Raw genomic sequence first — 14,185 nt, forward strand, 5'->3', positions numbered from 1 at the left:
GAGTTACCATGTCTACCCACATCCGTCCCGCCGTCGTCCTGTTCGGCGCCTTGACCCTGATATGCGGCGTGCTGTATCCGCTGGCCGTGACCGGCATCGGCAGCGCCGCCTTCCCGGCGCAGGCCGCCGGTTCCATCGTGGAAGCCGGCGGCAAGCCGCTCGGCTCGATGCTGATCGGCCAGGCCTTCAGCTCGCCCAGGTACTTCTGGGGCCGTCCCTCGGCTACCGGTCCCATGCCCGACAACGGGGCCGGTTCCGGCGGCTCCAACCAGGGCCCGCTGAACCCGGCCCTGGCGGACGCCGTCAAGGGGCGCATCGAAGCCCTGAAAGCCGCCGCGCCCGGCAACCATGACCCCATCCCGGTGGACCTGGTCACGGCTTCGGCCAGCGGCCTGGATCCCGAGATCAGCGTGGCAGCCGCCCTGTACCAGGTGGGCCGCATCGCCGCCGCGCGCCAGCTCGATCCCGGCAAGGTGCGCGAACTGGTGGAAAGCCAGCGCCAGGACCGCTTCCTGGGCTGGTTTGGCGAACCGCGCGTGAACGTGCTGGCGCTGAATCTGGCGCTGGATGGAAAAAGCCCGCATACTCGCTGACATGGAACACCAGATGAGCAAGCATGCCGCCCAACGATAACCTGCGTCCCGACCCGGACGCGCTGCTGGCCCAGGTCCAGGACCGCGACCGGCGCGCCGCGCGCGGCAAGCTGCGCATCTACTTCGGCGCCTCGGCCGGCGTGGGCAAGACCTGCGCCATGCTGGCGGCCGCCCGCAAGCTGCAGGCCGAGGGCCAGGCGGTGCTGGTGGGCGTGGTGGAAACCCATGGCCGCAAGGACACCGCCGCCATGCTGGAAGGGCTGGAACTGCTGCCACCCACCATGGTCGAGTATCGCGGCAAACGCATCGCCGAGTTCGACCTCGATGGCGCGCTGGCGCGCCAGCCGCCCCTGATCCTGATGGACGAGCTGGCGCACTCCAACGCGCCCGGCTCGCGCCATCCCAAGCGCTGGCAGGATGTCGAGGAATTGCTGGAAGCCGGCATCGACGTGCTCACCACCGTCAATGTCCAGCACCTGGAAAGCCTGAACGACGTGGTGGGCGGCATCACCGGCGTCCGTGTCGGCGAAACCGTGCCGGACACCGTGTTCGACCAAGCCGACGAGGTGGTGCTGGTCGATCTCCCGGCCGACGAGCTGCTGGCGCGGCTGAAAAGCGGCAAGGTGTACCAGCCGCAGCAGGCCGAGCGGGCGTCGAAGAACTTCTTCAGGAAGGGCAACCTGATCGCCCTGCGCGAGCTGGCGCTGCGCCGCACCGCCGAGCGCATCGGCGACGATGTGCGGGCCTACCGTGTCGAGCAGTCCATCAACGCCATCTGGAAGACCGGCGCCGCACTGCTGGCCTGCGTGGGGCCGCGTCCAGACGGCGAACACACGGTGCGCAGCGCGGCGCGCCTGGCGGCGCAGCTGGGCACGCAGTGGCATGCCATCTACATCGAGACGCCCGCTTTGGCGCGCCTGCCGGCGGGCCGGCGCGAGCGCATCCTGCGCACCCTCAAGCTGGCCGAGGAACTGGGCGCCACCACCGCCGTCATCGCCGGTCAGGATATCGCGGCCGAGGCGGTGGACTACGCGCGCGGGCACAACCTGTCCAGGATCGTGCTGGGACGGCCGCACCGCAGCTGGCCCTGGCGCGCGCCGCACATCAAGCGGCTGGCCGCTCAGGCGCCGGATATCGACCTGATCGAAATCGGTGTGCCCGGGCACGGCGGTCCGGCAAACGGTGAGGCCGCCGCGCGCGCGCCCGCCGACCCGGGCGACTCCGGTGAGGCGGGCGCCGGCCTGCTGTCGCCCAAGCACCTGCGCGGCTACGCCGTGGCGGCCGGCGCCAGCCTGGCCACGGCGCTGGCGGCCACGCCGCTGCTGGCCTACCTGGAATTGGCCAACATCGCCATGCTGTTCCTGCTGGTGGTGGTGCTGGTGGCGGTGCGCTACGGGCGCGGAGCCTCGGTGGTGGCCACCTGCGTGGGCGTGGCCTGCTTCGACTTTTTCTTCGTGCCGCCACGCTTCACCTTTGCCGTGTCCGACTTCCAGTACCTGATCACCTTCGTGGTGATGCTGGTGGTCGGCCTGATCACCGGCCACCTGACGGCCGACCTGCGCTTCCAGGCCCGGGTGGCGCGCAACCGCGAGCGCCGCTCACGCGCCCTGTACGAATTCGCCCGCGAACTGTCCGGCGCCCTGCAGACCGGGCAAGTCTTCGACACCACCCAGGCCGTCATCGAGCGCGCCTTCCGTGCCCGCGCCACCCTGTTGTTGCCGGATGTGGACGGCCGCCTGCAGGCGCCGCCGCCCGCCAGTTCCCGCCTGTCGGTACTGGACCTGGGCATTGCCCAATGGGCTTACGACCGCGCCGAGAGCGCCGGCCTGGGCACCGGAACGCTGCCCGCCAGCCGCATCTTCTACCTGCCGCTGGTGGCGCCCGTGCGTACGCGCGGCGTGCTGGCCATCGAGCCGGAGCACCGCCGCTGGATACTGGTGCCGGAACAGCGCCAGCAGCTCGATACCTTCGCCGCCCTGGCCGCCATCGCGCTGGAGCGGGTGCACTACATCGAGGTGGCGCAGGGCGCCCTGGTCAGCATGGAATCGGAGCGGCTGCGCAATTCGCTGCTGGCGGCCCTGTCGCACGACCTGCGCACGCCCTTGACCTCGCTGGTCGGCCTGTCCGAGTCGCTGGCGGCGGCCAGGCCGCCATTGCCGCCCCAGCAGCTGGAGATCGCCGGCGCCCTGCACGAGGAAGCCATCCGCATGAGCGCCATGGTGTCCAACCTGCTGGACATGGCGCGCATCCAGAGCGGCGAAGTGACCTTCAACCTCGAATGGCAGCCGCTGGAGGAGGTGGTGGGCAGCGCCCTGCGCGCCAGCAGCTCCATGCTCAGGCAGCACATCGTGCAGACCCGGCTGCCCTACGGCCTGCCGCTGCTGCGCTTCGACGCCGTGTTGATCGAGCGCGTGCTCAGCAACCTGCTGGAAAACGCCGCCAAGTACACGCCGCCCGGCTCCCGCATCACCATTTCGGCCGAACTGCACGGGGTGTGGATCAAAGTGATGGTCCTTGACGACGGTCCCGGCCTGCCGCCGGGGCGGGAGGAGGCGATTTTCGAGAAGTTCACGCGCGGCGAGCGCGAGTCGGCCAAGCCCGGCGTGGGACTGGGGCTGGCCATCTGCCGCGCCATCGTCGAGGCGCATGGCGGCAGCATACGCGCCGTGGCGCCGCCGCCCGAGGCAAACGGCGGCGCGGCCTTCGTCTTTACCCTGCCGCTGGGGACGCCGCCCGCCATGCCTGACCTGGAAGGAAACACCGATGAATGAACCCATGCCCACCGCGCTGCTGGTGGAAGACGAACCGCAGATACGCCGCTTCGTGCGCGCCGCGCTGGAGGAGGAGGGCTGGCAGGTGCACGAGGCGGACAGCCTGCGACGCGGCCTGATCGACGCCGGCACCCGCCAGCCCGACCTGGTGGTGCTGGACCTGGGCCTGCCGGACGGCGACGGCATCAGCTTCATCGCCGACCTGCGCAAATGGTCGACGGTGCCGGTGATCGTGCTGTCGGCGCGCGTCAACGAAGCCGACAAGATACGCGCCCTGGACGCCGGCGCCGACGACTATCTCACCAAGCCCTTTGGCGTGGGCGAACTGCTGGCCCGGGTGCGCGCCACCCTGCGCCGCCAGCGCCAGCCGGCCGCCGACCGCGCCGGCGTGGTGCGCTTCGGCGACATCGAAGTGGACGTGCAGGGCCGCCGCGTCACGCGCAAGGGCGAGCATGTGCACCTGACCCCGACCGAGTACCGTTTGCTGTCGGTCCTGGTGGCCAATGCCGGCCGCGTGATGACCAATCCGCAGCTGCTGCGCGCCGTGTGGGGGCCGTCGCAATCGGAGAACGGCCACTACCTGCGCATCTACATGGGCCACTTGCGCCACAAGCTGGAGGACGATCCGGCCCAGCCCAGATACCTGCTGACCGAGACCGCAGTCGGCTACCGCCTGCAGCTGCCGGCCTAGGGCTGTTCACCTTCCTTCAGCAGGCGCGCGCTGACATGGCCGACCAGGTCGGTCTTCCTGAGGGCGTCGCGGATCGACACGCCCAGCAGCTTCACCACCTGGCCGGCCACGCGCTGCTTGTCCATCTCGCGCATGATGCCTTCGGTCTGGGTGTATTCTCCCATCAGCTTCTGGTGGTTGAATATCTGCATCTGGTTGGTGACGGCCAGGGTGGCCGGGTCCAGCTCCCATACGGTGATGAAGGTGTAGGGCGCCACATAGGTACTGGCCACATCCTTGCTGCCGTCCGGCCGCAGGGCCAGCGGGCCGCTGACGGATGGCTGGTCGTCCTGGCACGCCTGCAGGCCGGCCTGGCACAGCGGTTCGATGAACACGCCGATGCCTTGCAGCCGCTCGCCCAGCCCATCCCGGCCGCGGGTCCGGTAGGCAGGCGTGACCACGAAGATGCGGTCCCATTCGCTCCGGTCCGGCAGCGTGCGCAGGGACGCCGCCACCGCGTCTATGCTGGCCTGGGCCATGTCCGAAGGCGCGACCCCGTCCAACTTCACGGCTGGCACCGACAGGCAGATGCGCTGGCTGTCGGGGTCCATCTTGCTCACTTGCTGGTCCAGGTCGGCCAGGATCAGGTGGTTGAGCAGGTCATCCGGTACGGTCAGCGCCGTGCGTTCGTAGGGTTCGAGGTGGCTGCCGGTGCTCATGACTTCGTTGACCACGCTCAGCGTGGAGCCTATCGCCGACACCAGGGCGTAGGTGCGCGGCTTGCTGCGCTGCTCCACGGCCTGCGCAGATTCCTGCGCCGCCGCCGAGCCGGCGCACAGCATGCAAAACAAGGACAGGATGAGGCGCATGCGCTTCCTTTCTGGATGGGGGTGTGGCTATTCTATCGTGGCGCCGCGGCTGGCTTGAGCAAGAGGCGGCCGTACAGGGTGTCGGTGGGTTCGCCAGGCGTACCGGGGGCGATGGCGTAGCGGCAGGACTTGAGGTGGTCGGCCGCCTGGTCCAGCAGCGCTTGCGGCTGGCCGCCGGCTTCCACCACTACCCGGGCGGCCTTGCCGTCGGCGCCTATCAGCATGCGCACCAGGATGCCGTCCGCGCCCGGCGTGCTGTCCAGGTTGCGGAAGCCGGCGAAGATGGGCGAGGGCCGGCAGCTGCCTTCCACCAGCAGCGGATGGGCGGCCGGCGGGCCGCTGAACTTCCACGCGTACTGGATGCCGTAGCGCTTGCCGCGCACCTCGCGCCCCAGCCCCGGCTGGAAGGCGCATCCCGACAGGCTGCGGATGGCGGCGTGGTCCAGCATGTTCCAGCCGCTGCGCCGGACGATCTCGGGGCGCCGCACGGCGCCGTCCTGGCCGATCTCGAAGCTGAGGGCGGTGACGCCCTCGATCTCGTAGCGGCGCGCCTCGGGCGGCCATTGCGGCTGGGCGCAGCTGGTGGGGCTGGCCAGCAGCCGGGCGGGGAAGCGCTCCACCTGGCGCCCGGCCTGATCGCGTTCGCCGGCTGCGGTTTCGGCGGCCTGCGCCCAGGAGAGGGCCGCCCAGGAAAGGGCCGCCCAGGAAAGGGCCGCCCAGGAAAGGGCCGCCCAGGAAAGGGCGGCGGCGCGCAGTAGCGCCGCCATCGGGTGTCTGGTAAACATTACTTGGACAAGGTGCGGGTGGCCCGTTCCAGGCCGGCGATGGTGAGCGGGTACATGCGGTTGTTCATCAGCTGGCGGATGATGGCGATCGATTGCCGGTACTGCCACATGCCCTCCGGCTCCGGATTGAGCCAGACGAAATGCGGGAAGGCCGCCGTGAAGCGCGCCAGCCATTCGGCGCCGGCTTCCTCGTTGTTGTATTCCACCGAACCGCCCCGGTTCATGATCTCGTAGGGACTCATGGTGGCGTCGCCGACGAAAATCAGCTTGGTGTCGGCCGGGTACTTGCGCAGGATGTCCCAGGTGGCAAAGCGCTCCGCATGGCGGCGCCGGTTGTTCTTCCACAGGTATTCGTACACGCAGTTGTGGAAGTAGAAGAACTCCATGTTCTTGAACTCCGTGCGCGAGGCCGCGAACAATTCCTCGGTGCGCTCGATATGGTCGTCCATGGAGCCGCCCACGTCGAACAGCATCAGCACCTTGACCTTGTTACGGCGCTCCGGCTGCATCTTCAGGTCCAGGTAGCCGGCGTTGCTGGCGGTGGCGCGGATGGTGTCGTCCAGCGCCAGTTCCTCGTCGGCGCCCTCGCGCGCGAACTTGCGCAGGCGCCGCAGCGCCACCTTGATGTTGCGCGTGCCCAGTTCGCGTTCGCTGTCGTAATCCTTGTAGCTGCGCGCTTCCCACACCTTGACGGCAGTGCGGTTGCCGCCCTTGCCGCCTATGCGTATGCCCTCGGGATTGGTGCCGCCGTGGCCGAAGGGCGAGGTGCCGCCCGTGCCTATCCACTTGCTGCCGCCTTCGTGGCGCTCCTTCTGCTCCTTCAGCAGTTCCTTCAAACGGTCCATCAGCCGGTCGTAGCCGAATTTTTCCAGCTGGGCGATCTGCTCCGGCGTCAGCTCGCGCTTCATGCGCTGCACCAGCCAGTCCAGCGGGATGGCGCTGTCGTTCTCGAAGGCGGCTGCGATGCCCTTGAAGTACTGCCCGAAGGCGCGGTCGAACTTGTCGAAATGGGCCTCGTCCTTCACCAGGGTCAGGCGCGCCAGGTAGTAGAAGTCGTCCAGCGAGGTATCGATGACCTGCTTCTGCATGGCTTCCAGCAGGGTCAGGAATTCCTTGATGGAGACCGGGATTTTGGCGTCCTTCAGGGTGAAGAAGAAATCGATCAGCATGAATCAGCCCGTGCCATGCCGCTGCAAGCGGTATTCCAGCTGCGCCTTCACCTCCGGCCACTCGCCGCGCGTGATGCTGTACATGACGGTGTCGCGCACGGTGCCGTCGCGCCGCAGGGCGTGGTGGCGCAGCACGCCATCCTTTTTGGCGCCCAGGCGTTCGATGGCCTGCTGCGAAGCGTAGTTGAAGTTATCGGTGCGCAAACCCACCACGGCGCAGCCCAGGTGCTCGAAGGCGTGCGCCAGCAGCAGCAGCTTGCAGCTGGTGTTGACGTGGCTGCGCTGGTAGCGTTTGGCGTACCAGGTATAGCCGATTTCGACCCGCGCCAGGGCCGGCACGATGTCGTGGTAGCTGGTGGTGCCGATCACCGTGCCCATGGCCGCATCCAGCACGGCAAAGGCGAAGCGCCCGGGGCGCATCTCGATGGCGGTGGCGATATAGGCTTCCACGTCATGCGGTTCCGGCACCGAGGTCACGCGCAGCTTCCATAGCTGGCCATCCTCGGCGGCGGCGCGCAGGCCGGCGGCGTGGGCCATGGACAGGGGTTCCAGGCGCACGCCATTCAGTTCCATGGGAACGGGGGAAAAGGTGATCAGTGCACTCATATCAGCGGTTGGTCCTCGACATATATACCAGGCGTTCAAACAAGTGGATATCCTGCTCGTTCTTGAGCAGGGCGCCGTGCAGCGGCGGCACCACGGCCTTGGCGTCCTGGCTGCGCAGGGCCTCGGCCGGGATGTCCTCGGCCATCAAGAGCTTGAGCCAGTCCAGGAATTCCGAGGTGGATGGCTTTTTCTTCAGGCCGGGGACGTCGCGCACCTCGTAGAAGGTCTGCAGCGCCTGGGCCAGCAGCTCTTTCTTCAGGTGCGGGTAATGGACCTGGACGATCTGCTCCATGGTGTCGCGGTCCGGGAACTTAATATAGTGGAAGAAGCAGCGCCGCAGGAAGGCGTCCGGCAGCTCCTTCTCGTTGTTGGAGGTGATGATGACCAGCGGGCGGTGCACGGCGCGCACCATCTCGCGCGTCTCGTACACGTAGAATTCCATGCGGTCCAGTTCGCGCAGCAGGTCGTTGGGGAATTCGATGTCGGCCTTGTCGATCTCGTCGATCAGCAGCACCACCGGCGCTGGCGCCGTGAAGGCTTGCCACAGCACGCCCTTGACGATGTAGTTGTTGATGTCGCGCACCCGCTCGTCGCCCAGCTGCGAGTCGCGCAGGCGCGACACCGCATCGTACTCGTACAAGCCCTGCTGCGCCTTGGTGGTCGATTTGATATGCCATTGCAGCAGCGGCATGCCCAGCGCGGCGGCCACTTCCTCGGCCAGCATGGTCTTGCCCGTGCCCGGTTCGCCCTTGATCAGCAGCGGACGCTGCAGGGTCAGGGCCGCGTTCACGGCCAGTTTCAGATCGTTGGTGGCGACATAGTTGTCGGAACCCTGGAAGCGTTGGTGTGCCTGCATAGGTGACTGTCTTTCAGCGGATGGTGTGAATTCGGATGGCGCCAGTATATACCGTTGTTGATGTGTACTATTGGCAAGCCTCCGTGTGGACTATGCAAAGAAAACTGGGTTAGAATCAAATGCTAATAATGCAAATTCACAAATTGCATAACTGGTATTCCGATCCACAATGATTACCTAGCCCACCATGAAAAAAATCTTTGCACTACTCGTGCTGGCTGGTGCCGCGTACGGCGCGGCGGCAGCGGATATCGTTGGAAACGCCAAGGCAGCTCCCGCAAAAGTGGAAATGTGTATCGGATGCCATGGCATCCCCGGCTACAAGGCCACATTCCCCGAAGTCTACCAAGTCCCCATGATAGGCGGGCAGTCCGCCAAGTACATCGAGAACGCCCTCAAGGCCTACCAGAAAGGGGAGCGCAAGCATCCCTCCATGAAGGGCATCGCCAGCAGCCTGTCGGACCAGGATATCGCCGACATCGCCGCCTACTATGCGCAGCAGAACGGTGCGCAGCAAACCGCCAGCACCGCGAAATGAGGACCCGCCCCATGAAACGACTGATGACCGTACTGATCTGCACGCTGGTGTCGGCCTCGGCCCTGGCGGCCGGCAATGTGGAAAAGGGCAAGGCGCTGACCGAGAAATACGCCTGCTTCTCCTGCCACGGCAAGGATTTCAACACCCCCATCGACCCCAGCTATCCCAAGCTGGCCGGCCAGCACCGCGACTACCTGGAGCATGCGCTGACCGCCTACAAGCGCGGCGACGCGCCCAACGGCCGCAGCAACGCCATCATGACGGGCCAGGTCAAGCCGCTCAGCAACCAGGACATCAAGGACCTGGCGGCATATTTGCACAGCCTGCCCGGCACATTGGCGTCGCACCGCTAAGTTATTTCAGCAGCCGCCGCACCTTCTCCAGGTAGACATTGCCATCGGGCGGCACGCCGTTGCGTGCCGCTTCCCACAGCATCTCCCCCAGGCACTCGATGATCTGGTGCTGGGCTTCGTGCGCCGAATCCAGGCGCAGGGTCAACTCGGTGGCGGCGGCGCGGATGCCGGCCGGCTTGTCCACCGAGATCTGCTCGTCGATGGCCACGTGCATGGACAGGTGCAGGAAGGGATTGGCCTGGCCATTGTCTACCGAATAATCGCGCTGCAGGGCCGATTCGACATCGCTGAACACCTCGTCGTATTCCGGATGCTGGCGTATCCAGTCGCCCGCCATGGCTTCCATGGGGGTCAGGATTTCGTTGGCGTTCAGCTTGCGGTAGGTCTCGCAATAGAAGCGGCGTACCTCGTCTTGGGTGGGATTGAACATGGCGATGGCTGGTAGGGAAACTGGGCCGCCATTGTACCCCCGCCGCCGCGCGGGCGTGCGCCGTGCCTGTCCTGGCGCGCCCCTGGGGAGTGCCTGCTATTTCGGCTGCTATTCCTGTCTAAAACGATCGCTGGTCGAACTATTTTGCGGCTCGCCCGTCCAATAGAAAAAAACCGGACAGAATAGACACGTTTAGGAGGCCAAATGAGTAGCTTCTCCGCAGGGGACCGGGAGTTGGTCCCGCCCGCATCCCTGGAGCAATTGCTGGCTTACCTGCACCGTAGCCGCAGCAAGCTATCGCCCCAGGAGGCCATCGCCCGCGCCCTGGCGGACTGGATCGCCAGCCAGCAGCGCGCCGATACGCCCTTGCTGGGCTACCAATGGAAATCGCTGTTCCTGCCGGAGGGCACGCACTTGCGCATGCGGCGCGGCGAACAGTCGCATTTCGCTCAAGTGCAGGGCGGCCGGCTCATGTTCAATGGCCGCGCCGTGTCGCCCAGCCAGATGGCGCTCGCCATTGCCGGGGAGGGTCGCAACGCCTGGCGCGACCTGTGGGTACGATTTCCGGGAGAGCGGCAGTGGCAGCTGGCCGACCGCCTGCGGCGTGAACTGGCCGCTAGGCCGGCCGCTCCGCCGTCGCCCATGGAAGCCATGCAGGTTGCCGCCCACAGCATGAGCGAAGCTTTGCGCAGCGCCCTGGTGCTGGTCAATCACGCCAGCCTCAGCGCGCAGAACCAGGTCGAACGCCGCCTGCCCAGGCATCGCCGCAGTGGCGATATCCTGTCTGATGACTGAGGGCAAGCGCGGCAGGGATTGCCGCGCAGCGTCTTACTTGCTGGCTTCCTTGCCCACCGAAGGCGGCACGATCAGCTTGGGCGTGTCGCCGCTGCACACCGAGCCGGGCGGTTCCGGCACCGGGCGCGGCGGGTGCTGCTGGCGCAAATAGCGCGAGTTGCGGTGGTGATGGCCGTTGTTGCCATGCGCCGGCCACGTCAGGAAGCGCGACAATTCCTGCAGCGCGCGCTGGTACACCTCGCGCTTGAACTCGATCACCACGTCCAGCGGCACCCAATACTCGTGCCAGCGCCAGGCGTCGAACTCGGGATGGTCGGTCAGGCGCAGGTTCACCTCGTTGTCGCGGGCGCACATGCGCAGCAGGAACCAAATCTGCTTCTGGCCACGGTAATGGCCCCGGATCTCGCGCTTGATGAAGTGGTCCGGCACTTCATAGCGCAGCCAGTCGCGGGTGCGGCCGACGATCTTGACGTGTTCCTGGCGTAAACCTATTTCTTCTTCCAGCTCCCGATACATCGCCTGTTCCGGCGTCTCACCATATTTGATGCCGCCCTGCGGAAATTGCCATGAGTGCTCGCGCACCCGCTTGCCCCACCACACCTCATTATGGGCGTTGAGCAGGATGATGCCGACGTTGGGGCGGAACCCTTCACGATCGAGCATAGTGCACCTCAAACTTTCTGCTTGGCCTGGCGTCCTCTTATCTTTTTGCTCATGAAACCGCCCAGCGGCCCTGGCTCCGGGGTACGGAAGCCGCCGCAGGGCTGTCAATTGTATGCATTTGTACAAAGTATGGACGCATGGGACCAGCTAATCCTTTAAAATTAGGTCGATTATAACTCTCTCTTTTTAAAAAGAATTCATCGTATGCGCGCCACCCGATTTTTTATTTCAACGCTCAAGGAAGCGCCCTCCGACGCAGAGATCGTCAGCCATCAACTGATGATGCGTGCCGGCATGATCAAGCGCCTCGGTTCTGGCATCTACACCTATATGCCCATGGGCTTGCGCATCATCCGCAAGGTGGAAAACATCGTGCGCGAAGAGATGAACCGTTCCGGCGCCATCGAGCTGCTGATGCCGCTGGTACAGCCGGCCGAGCTGTGGCAGGAAACCGGCCGCTGGGACAAGATGGGGCCGGAACTGATGCGCGTCAAGGATCGCCACGGCCGCGACTTCGCCATCCAGCCCACCTCCGAGGAAGTGATCACCGACGTGGTGCGTTCGGAAATCAAATCCTACCGCCAGCTGCCGTTGAATTTTTACCACATCCAGACCAAGTTCCGCGACGAGCGCCGTCCCCGCTTCGGCCTGATGCGCGGCCGCGAGTTCACCATGAAGGATGCCTATTCCTTCGACCGCGACCTGGCCGGCATGCAGCAGTCCTACCAGGTCATGTATGACGCCTATGTGCGCATCTTCAACCGCTTCGGCCTGAAGTTCCGCGCCGTGGCGGCCGACAACGGCGCCATCGGCGGCACCGGCTCGCACGAATTCCACGTGATCGCCTCCACCGGCGAGGACGCCCTGGTGTACTGCCCGACCTCGGACTACGCCGCCAACATGGAAGCGGCCGAAGCGCTGCCGGCCAATGCCACCCGCCCGGCGCCCGCCGCCGAGCTGGTCAAGGCCGCCACCCCCAACGCCACCAAGTGCGAGCAAGTGGCCGGGCTGCTGGGCATCCCGCTGTCCTCCACCGTCAAGACCATCGCCCTGACGGTCGATACGGAAACGGACGGCAAGCAGAGCAAGCAATACTTCATGCTGCTGCTGCGCGGCGACCACGAGCTCAACGAAGTCAAGGTCGGCAAGGTGCCGGGCCTGGCCCAGCACCGCTTCTCGACCGAAGCCGAGATCCTGGAAGTGTACGGCACCGTGCCCGGCTACCTGGGGCCGATAGCCACCAAGGCTCCGGTCACCGTGGTGGCCGACCGCACGGTCGCCAACATGGCCGACTTCTGCTGCGGCGCCAACGACGCCGGCTACCACTACACGGGCGCCAACTGGGGCCGCGACATGGCCGAACCGGCCCTGGTGCTGGACCTGCGCAACGTGGTCGAAGGCGACGCCTCGCCGGACGGCAAGGGCGTGCTGGCCATCGAGCGCGGCATCGAAGTGGGTCACGTGTTCCAGCTGGGCACCGCCTACTCGCAAGCCATGGACGCCACCTTCCTGGATGAGAACGGCAAGCCGGCGCCATTGCAGATGGGGTGCTACGGCATCGGCGTGACCCGCATCCTGGGCGCCGCCATCGAGCAGAACTTCGACGACAAGGGCATCGTCTGGCCGGCCGCGCTGGCCCCGTTCGAACTGGTGCTGTGCCCCATGGGCATGGACCGCAGCGAGGCCGTCAAGGAAGCCACCGAGCAGCTGTACGCGCAAGCGCTGGCGGCCGGCATCGACGTCATCGTCGACGACCGTGGCCTGCGTCCGGGCCAGATGTTCGCCGACTGGGAACTGATCGGCGTGCCGCACCGCGTGGTGATCGGCGACCGCGGCCTGAAGGAAGGCAAGCTCGAATACCAGGGCCGCCGCGACGCCGAGGCCACCGTGGTTCCTGCCGGCGACATCCTCAGCTTCGTCAAAGGCAAGCTGGCGCAATAAGATGGGCGGGCGCGGCAGATGGGGCTGGGGTGCGGTGGCCTTGACGGCCGCCCTGTGCGCCCAGGCCGGCAACCAGAAGGAAGAGGCGCTGGCCGATTCGGTGCGCCTGGCCCTGGCCAACGCCATCCACGACAGCGCCCCGCCGGTGCCCCGCTTCCGCAGCGACGCGGAGCGCCAGCGCTACCAGGACTGGCTGGCCCGCATGTCGGCCAGGCTGCAGCGCAAGCTGCCGGACGACCAGGTGCGCAACGAATTCCTGGCAACGGCCTGGTACGAGGCGCGCCGCGCCGGGCTCGATCCTGGCCTGGTGCTGGGGTTGATCCAGGTCGAATCGGCCTACCGCAAATACGCCGTGTCCATGGTGGGCGCGCGCGGCTACATGCAGGTGATGCCGTTCTGGACCAATGTCATCGGCGACCGCAACCGCAGCGCCCTGTTCAACATGCAGACCAATCTGCGCTACGGCTGCGCCATCCTGCGCATGTACATCGACATGGAAGGCGGCAACCTCTACCTCGCCCTGGGCCGCTACAACGGCAGCCGTGGCAAGCCCGAATACCCCAACGCCGTGCTGGCGGCCTGGAACAACTGGAAATAAGCCGGGCATAAAAAATGCCCCGGAAGTCTTCAACCCCGGGGCACTTTTGCGCGGCACGCAGCCGCTGCGCTTATTTCAGATGGTCGGAAATGAGCTTGGTCATTTCGAACATGGAAACCTGGGCCTTGCCACCGAACACAGCTTTCAGCTTGTCGTCGGCGTTGATGTTGCGGCGGTTGGCCGCATCCTGCAAATCGTGCTTCTTGATGTAATCCCACACTTTCTTGGTCACTTCGGTGCGCGGCAGCGGGGCGGCGCCGACCACGGCGGCCAGTGCGGCCGAGGGCGTCAATTCCTTCATGAAGGCGGCGTTGGGCTTGCGCGCGGCCGGTGCTTTTTTCTCTGCTGCTGGCTTGGCTGCAGCAGCTTTGGCGGGTGCTGCTTTTTTCGCGGGCGCCGGCTTGGCGGCCTCGGCCTTCTTAGCGGGTGCTGCTGGGGTTTTTTTGGCTGTTGCCATATTCGAGCCTCCTTAACGAACACATGGAAAATTGCGCAATAGATCGCACCGGCTAATATTGGTGGGGAATCAAGCCGTATGCAAGTGTTTT

Annotated in this window: 16 protein-coding genes; 8 read left to right on the forward strand and 8 right to left on the reverse strand. The window is 65.9% G+C overall.

Going from position 1 to position 14,185, the window contains the following annotated elements:
• Positions 1–8: 8 nt before the first annotated feature.
• The 3 genes from kdpC to kdpE are packed head-to-tail and all read left to right on the forward strand — an operon-like array spanning position 9 to position 4,055.
• Entirely contained in the window at positions 9–593 is a 585-nt protein-coding gene (gene kdpC, locus ACLB1G_RS16510; protein WP_491628322.1) for a potassium-transporting ATPase subunit KdpC, read from the forward strand.
• Between the two features lie 23 nt (positions 594–616).
• Positions 617–3,364: a DUF4118 domain-containing protein gene (locus ACLB1G_RS16515; RefSeq protein WP_491628323.1), complete on the forward strand. Its 2,748-nt coding sequence runs from the start codon at positions 617–619 to the stop codon at positions 3,362–3,364.
• A complete protein-coding gene (gene kdpE / locus ACLB1G_RS16520; RefSeq protein WP_491628324.1) occupies positions 3,357–4,055 on the forward strand; it encodes a two-component system response regulator KdpE in 699 nt (232 codons plus the stop codon). The genes ACLB1G_RS16515 and kdpE overlap by 8 nt, the downstream gene beginning before the upstream one ends.
• On the opposite strand, the gene ACLB1G_RS16525 is transcribed toward kdpE, so the two are convergent.
• The 5 genes from ACLB1G_RS16525 to ACLB1G_RS16545 are packed head-to-tail and all read right to left on the reverse strand — an operon-like array spanning position 4,052 to position 8,319.
• Positions 4,052–4,903 carry a hypothetical protein gene (locus ACLB1G_RS16525; RefSeq protein WP_491628325.1) on the reverse strand — a complete coding sequence of 284 codons (852 nt, stop codon included), beginning with the start codon at positions 4,901–4,903 and terminating at the stop codon, positions 4,052–4,054. The two genes, kdpE and ACLB1G_RS16525, sit on opposite strands and share 4 nt — an antisense overlap.
• Before the next feature lie 32 nt (positions 4,904–4,935).
• Positions 4,936–5,688, reverse strand: coding sequence for an energy transducer TonB (locus tag ACLB1G_RS16530; RefSeq protein ID WP_491628326.1), 753 nt, complete (start codon positions 5,686–5,688; stop codon positions 4,936–4,938).
• Positions 5,688–6,857 carry a vWA domain-containing protein gene (locus tag ACLB1G_RS16535; RefSeq protein ID WP_491628327.1) on the reverse strand — a complete coding sequence of 390 codons (1,170 nt, stop codon included), beginning with the start codon at positions 6,855–6,857 and terminating at the stop codon, positions 5,688–5,690. The genes ACLB1G_RS16530 and ACLB1G_RS16535 overlap by 1 nt, the downstream gene beginning before the upstream one ends.
• Positions 6,858–6,860: 3 nt before the next feature.
• Positions 6,861–7,463 carry a GNAT family N-acetyltransferase gene (locus ACLB1G_RS16540; RefSeq protein WP_491628328.1) on the reverse strand — a complete coding sequence of 201 codons (603 nt, stop codon included), beginning with the start codon at positions 7,461–7,463 and terminating at the stop codon, positions 6,861–6,863.
• Position 7,464: 1 nt separating this feature from the next.
• Positions 7,465–8,319, reverse strand: a complete 855-nt coding sequence (locus ACLB1G_RS16545) for an AAA family ATPase (protein ID WP_491628329.1) — start codon at positions 8,317–8,319, stop codon at positions 7,465–7,467.
• A 187-nt stretch (positions 8,320–8,506) separates the two neighbouring features.
• Between ACLB1G_RS16545 and ACLB1G_RS16550 the strand changes: the two genes are divergently transcribed.
• Both ACLB1G_RS16550 and ACLB1G_RS16555 read left to right on the forward strand, forming a co-directional pair.
• A complete protein-coding gene (locus tag ACLB1G_RS16550) occupies positions 8,507–8,857 on the forward strand; it encodes a c-type cytochrome (protein WP_491628330.1) in 351 nt (116 codons plus the stop codon).
• Between the two features lie 11 nt (positions 8,858–8,868).
• Positions 8,869–9,210, forward strand: coding sequence for a c-type cytochrome (locus ACLB1G_RS16555; RefSeq protein WP_491628331.1), 342 nt, complete (start codon positions 8,869–8,871; stop codon positions 9,208–9,210).
• Between the two features lies 1 nt (position 9,211).
• Here ACLB1G_RS16555 and ACLB1G_RS16560 read toward each other — a convergent pair whose 3' ends face one another.
• Complete coding sequence (locus ACLB1G_RS16560; RefSeq protein ID WP_491628332.1) at positions 9,212–9,640, reverse strand: DUF1841 family protein; 429 nt, start codon at positions 9,638–9,640, stop codon at positions 9,212–9,214.
• Positions 9,641–9,844: 204 nt separating this feature from the next.
• Between ACLB1G_RS16560 and ACLB1G_RS16565 the strand changes: the two genes are divergently transcribed.
• Entirely contained in the window at positions 9,845–10,435 is a 591-nt protein-coding gene (locus tag ACLB1G_RS16565) for a hypothetical protein (protein ID WP_491628333.1), read from the forward strand.
• A gap of 33 nt (positions 10,436–10,468) precedes the next feature.
• Here the strand turns inward: ACLB1G_RS16565 and ACLB1G_RS16570 are convergent, their stop codons facing one another.
• Positions 10,469–11,098 (reverse strand): RNA pyrophosphohydrolase, encoded by a 630-nt coding sequence (locus ACLB1G_RS16570; RefSeq protein WP_491628334.1) that lies wholly within the window; start codon positions 11,096–11,098, stop codon positions 10,469–10,471.
• Positions 11,099–11,302: 204 nt separating this feature from the next.
• On the opposite strand from ACLB1G_RS16570, the gene ACLB1G_RS16575 reads away from it, so the two are divergent.
• Both ACLB1G_RS16575 and ACLB1G_RS16580 read left to right on the forward strand, forming a co-directional pair.
• Positions 11,303–13,039: a proline--tRNA ligase gene (locus ACLB1G_RS16575; protein WP_491628335.1), complete on the forward strand. Its 1,737-nt coding sequence runs from the start codon at positions 11,303–11,305 to the stop codon at positions 13,037–13,039.
• Position 13,040: 1 nt separating this feature from the next.
• Complete coding sequence (locus ACLB1G_RS16580) at positions 13,041–13,637, forward strand: lytic transglycosylase domain-containing protein (RefSeq protein ID WP_491628336.1); 597 nt, start codon at positions 13,041–13,043, stop codon at positions 13,635–13,637.
• 70 nt (positions 13,638–13,707) lie between these two features.
• Here the strand turns inward: ACLB1G_RS16580 and ACLB1G_RS16585 are convergent, their stop codons facing one another.
• Positions 13,708–14,094 (reverse strand): SWIB/MDM2 domain-containing protein, encoded by a 387-nt coding sequence (locus tag ACLB1G_RS16585; RefSeq protein WP_491628337.1) that lies wholly within the window; start codon positions 14,092–14,094, stop codon positions 13,708–13,710.
• Positions 14,095–14,185 lie beyond the last annotated feature (91 nt).

It is taken from the genome of Duganella kummerowiae (assembly GCF_053572355.1).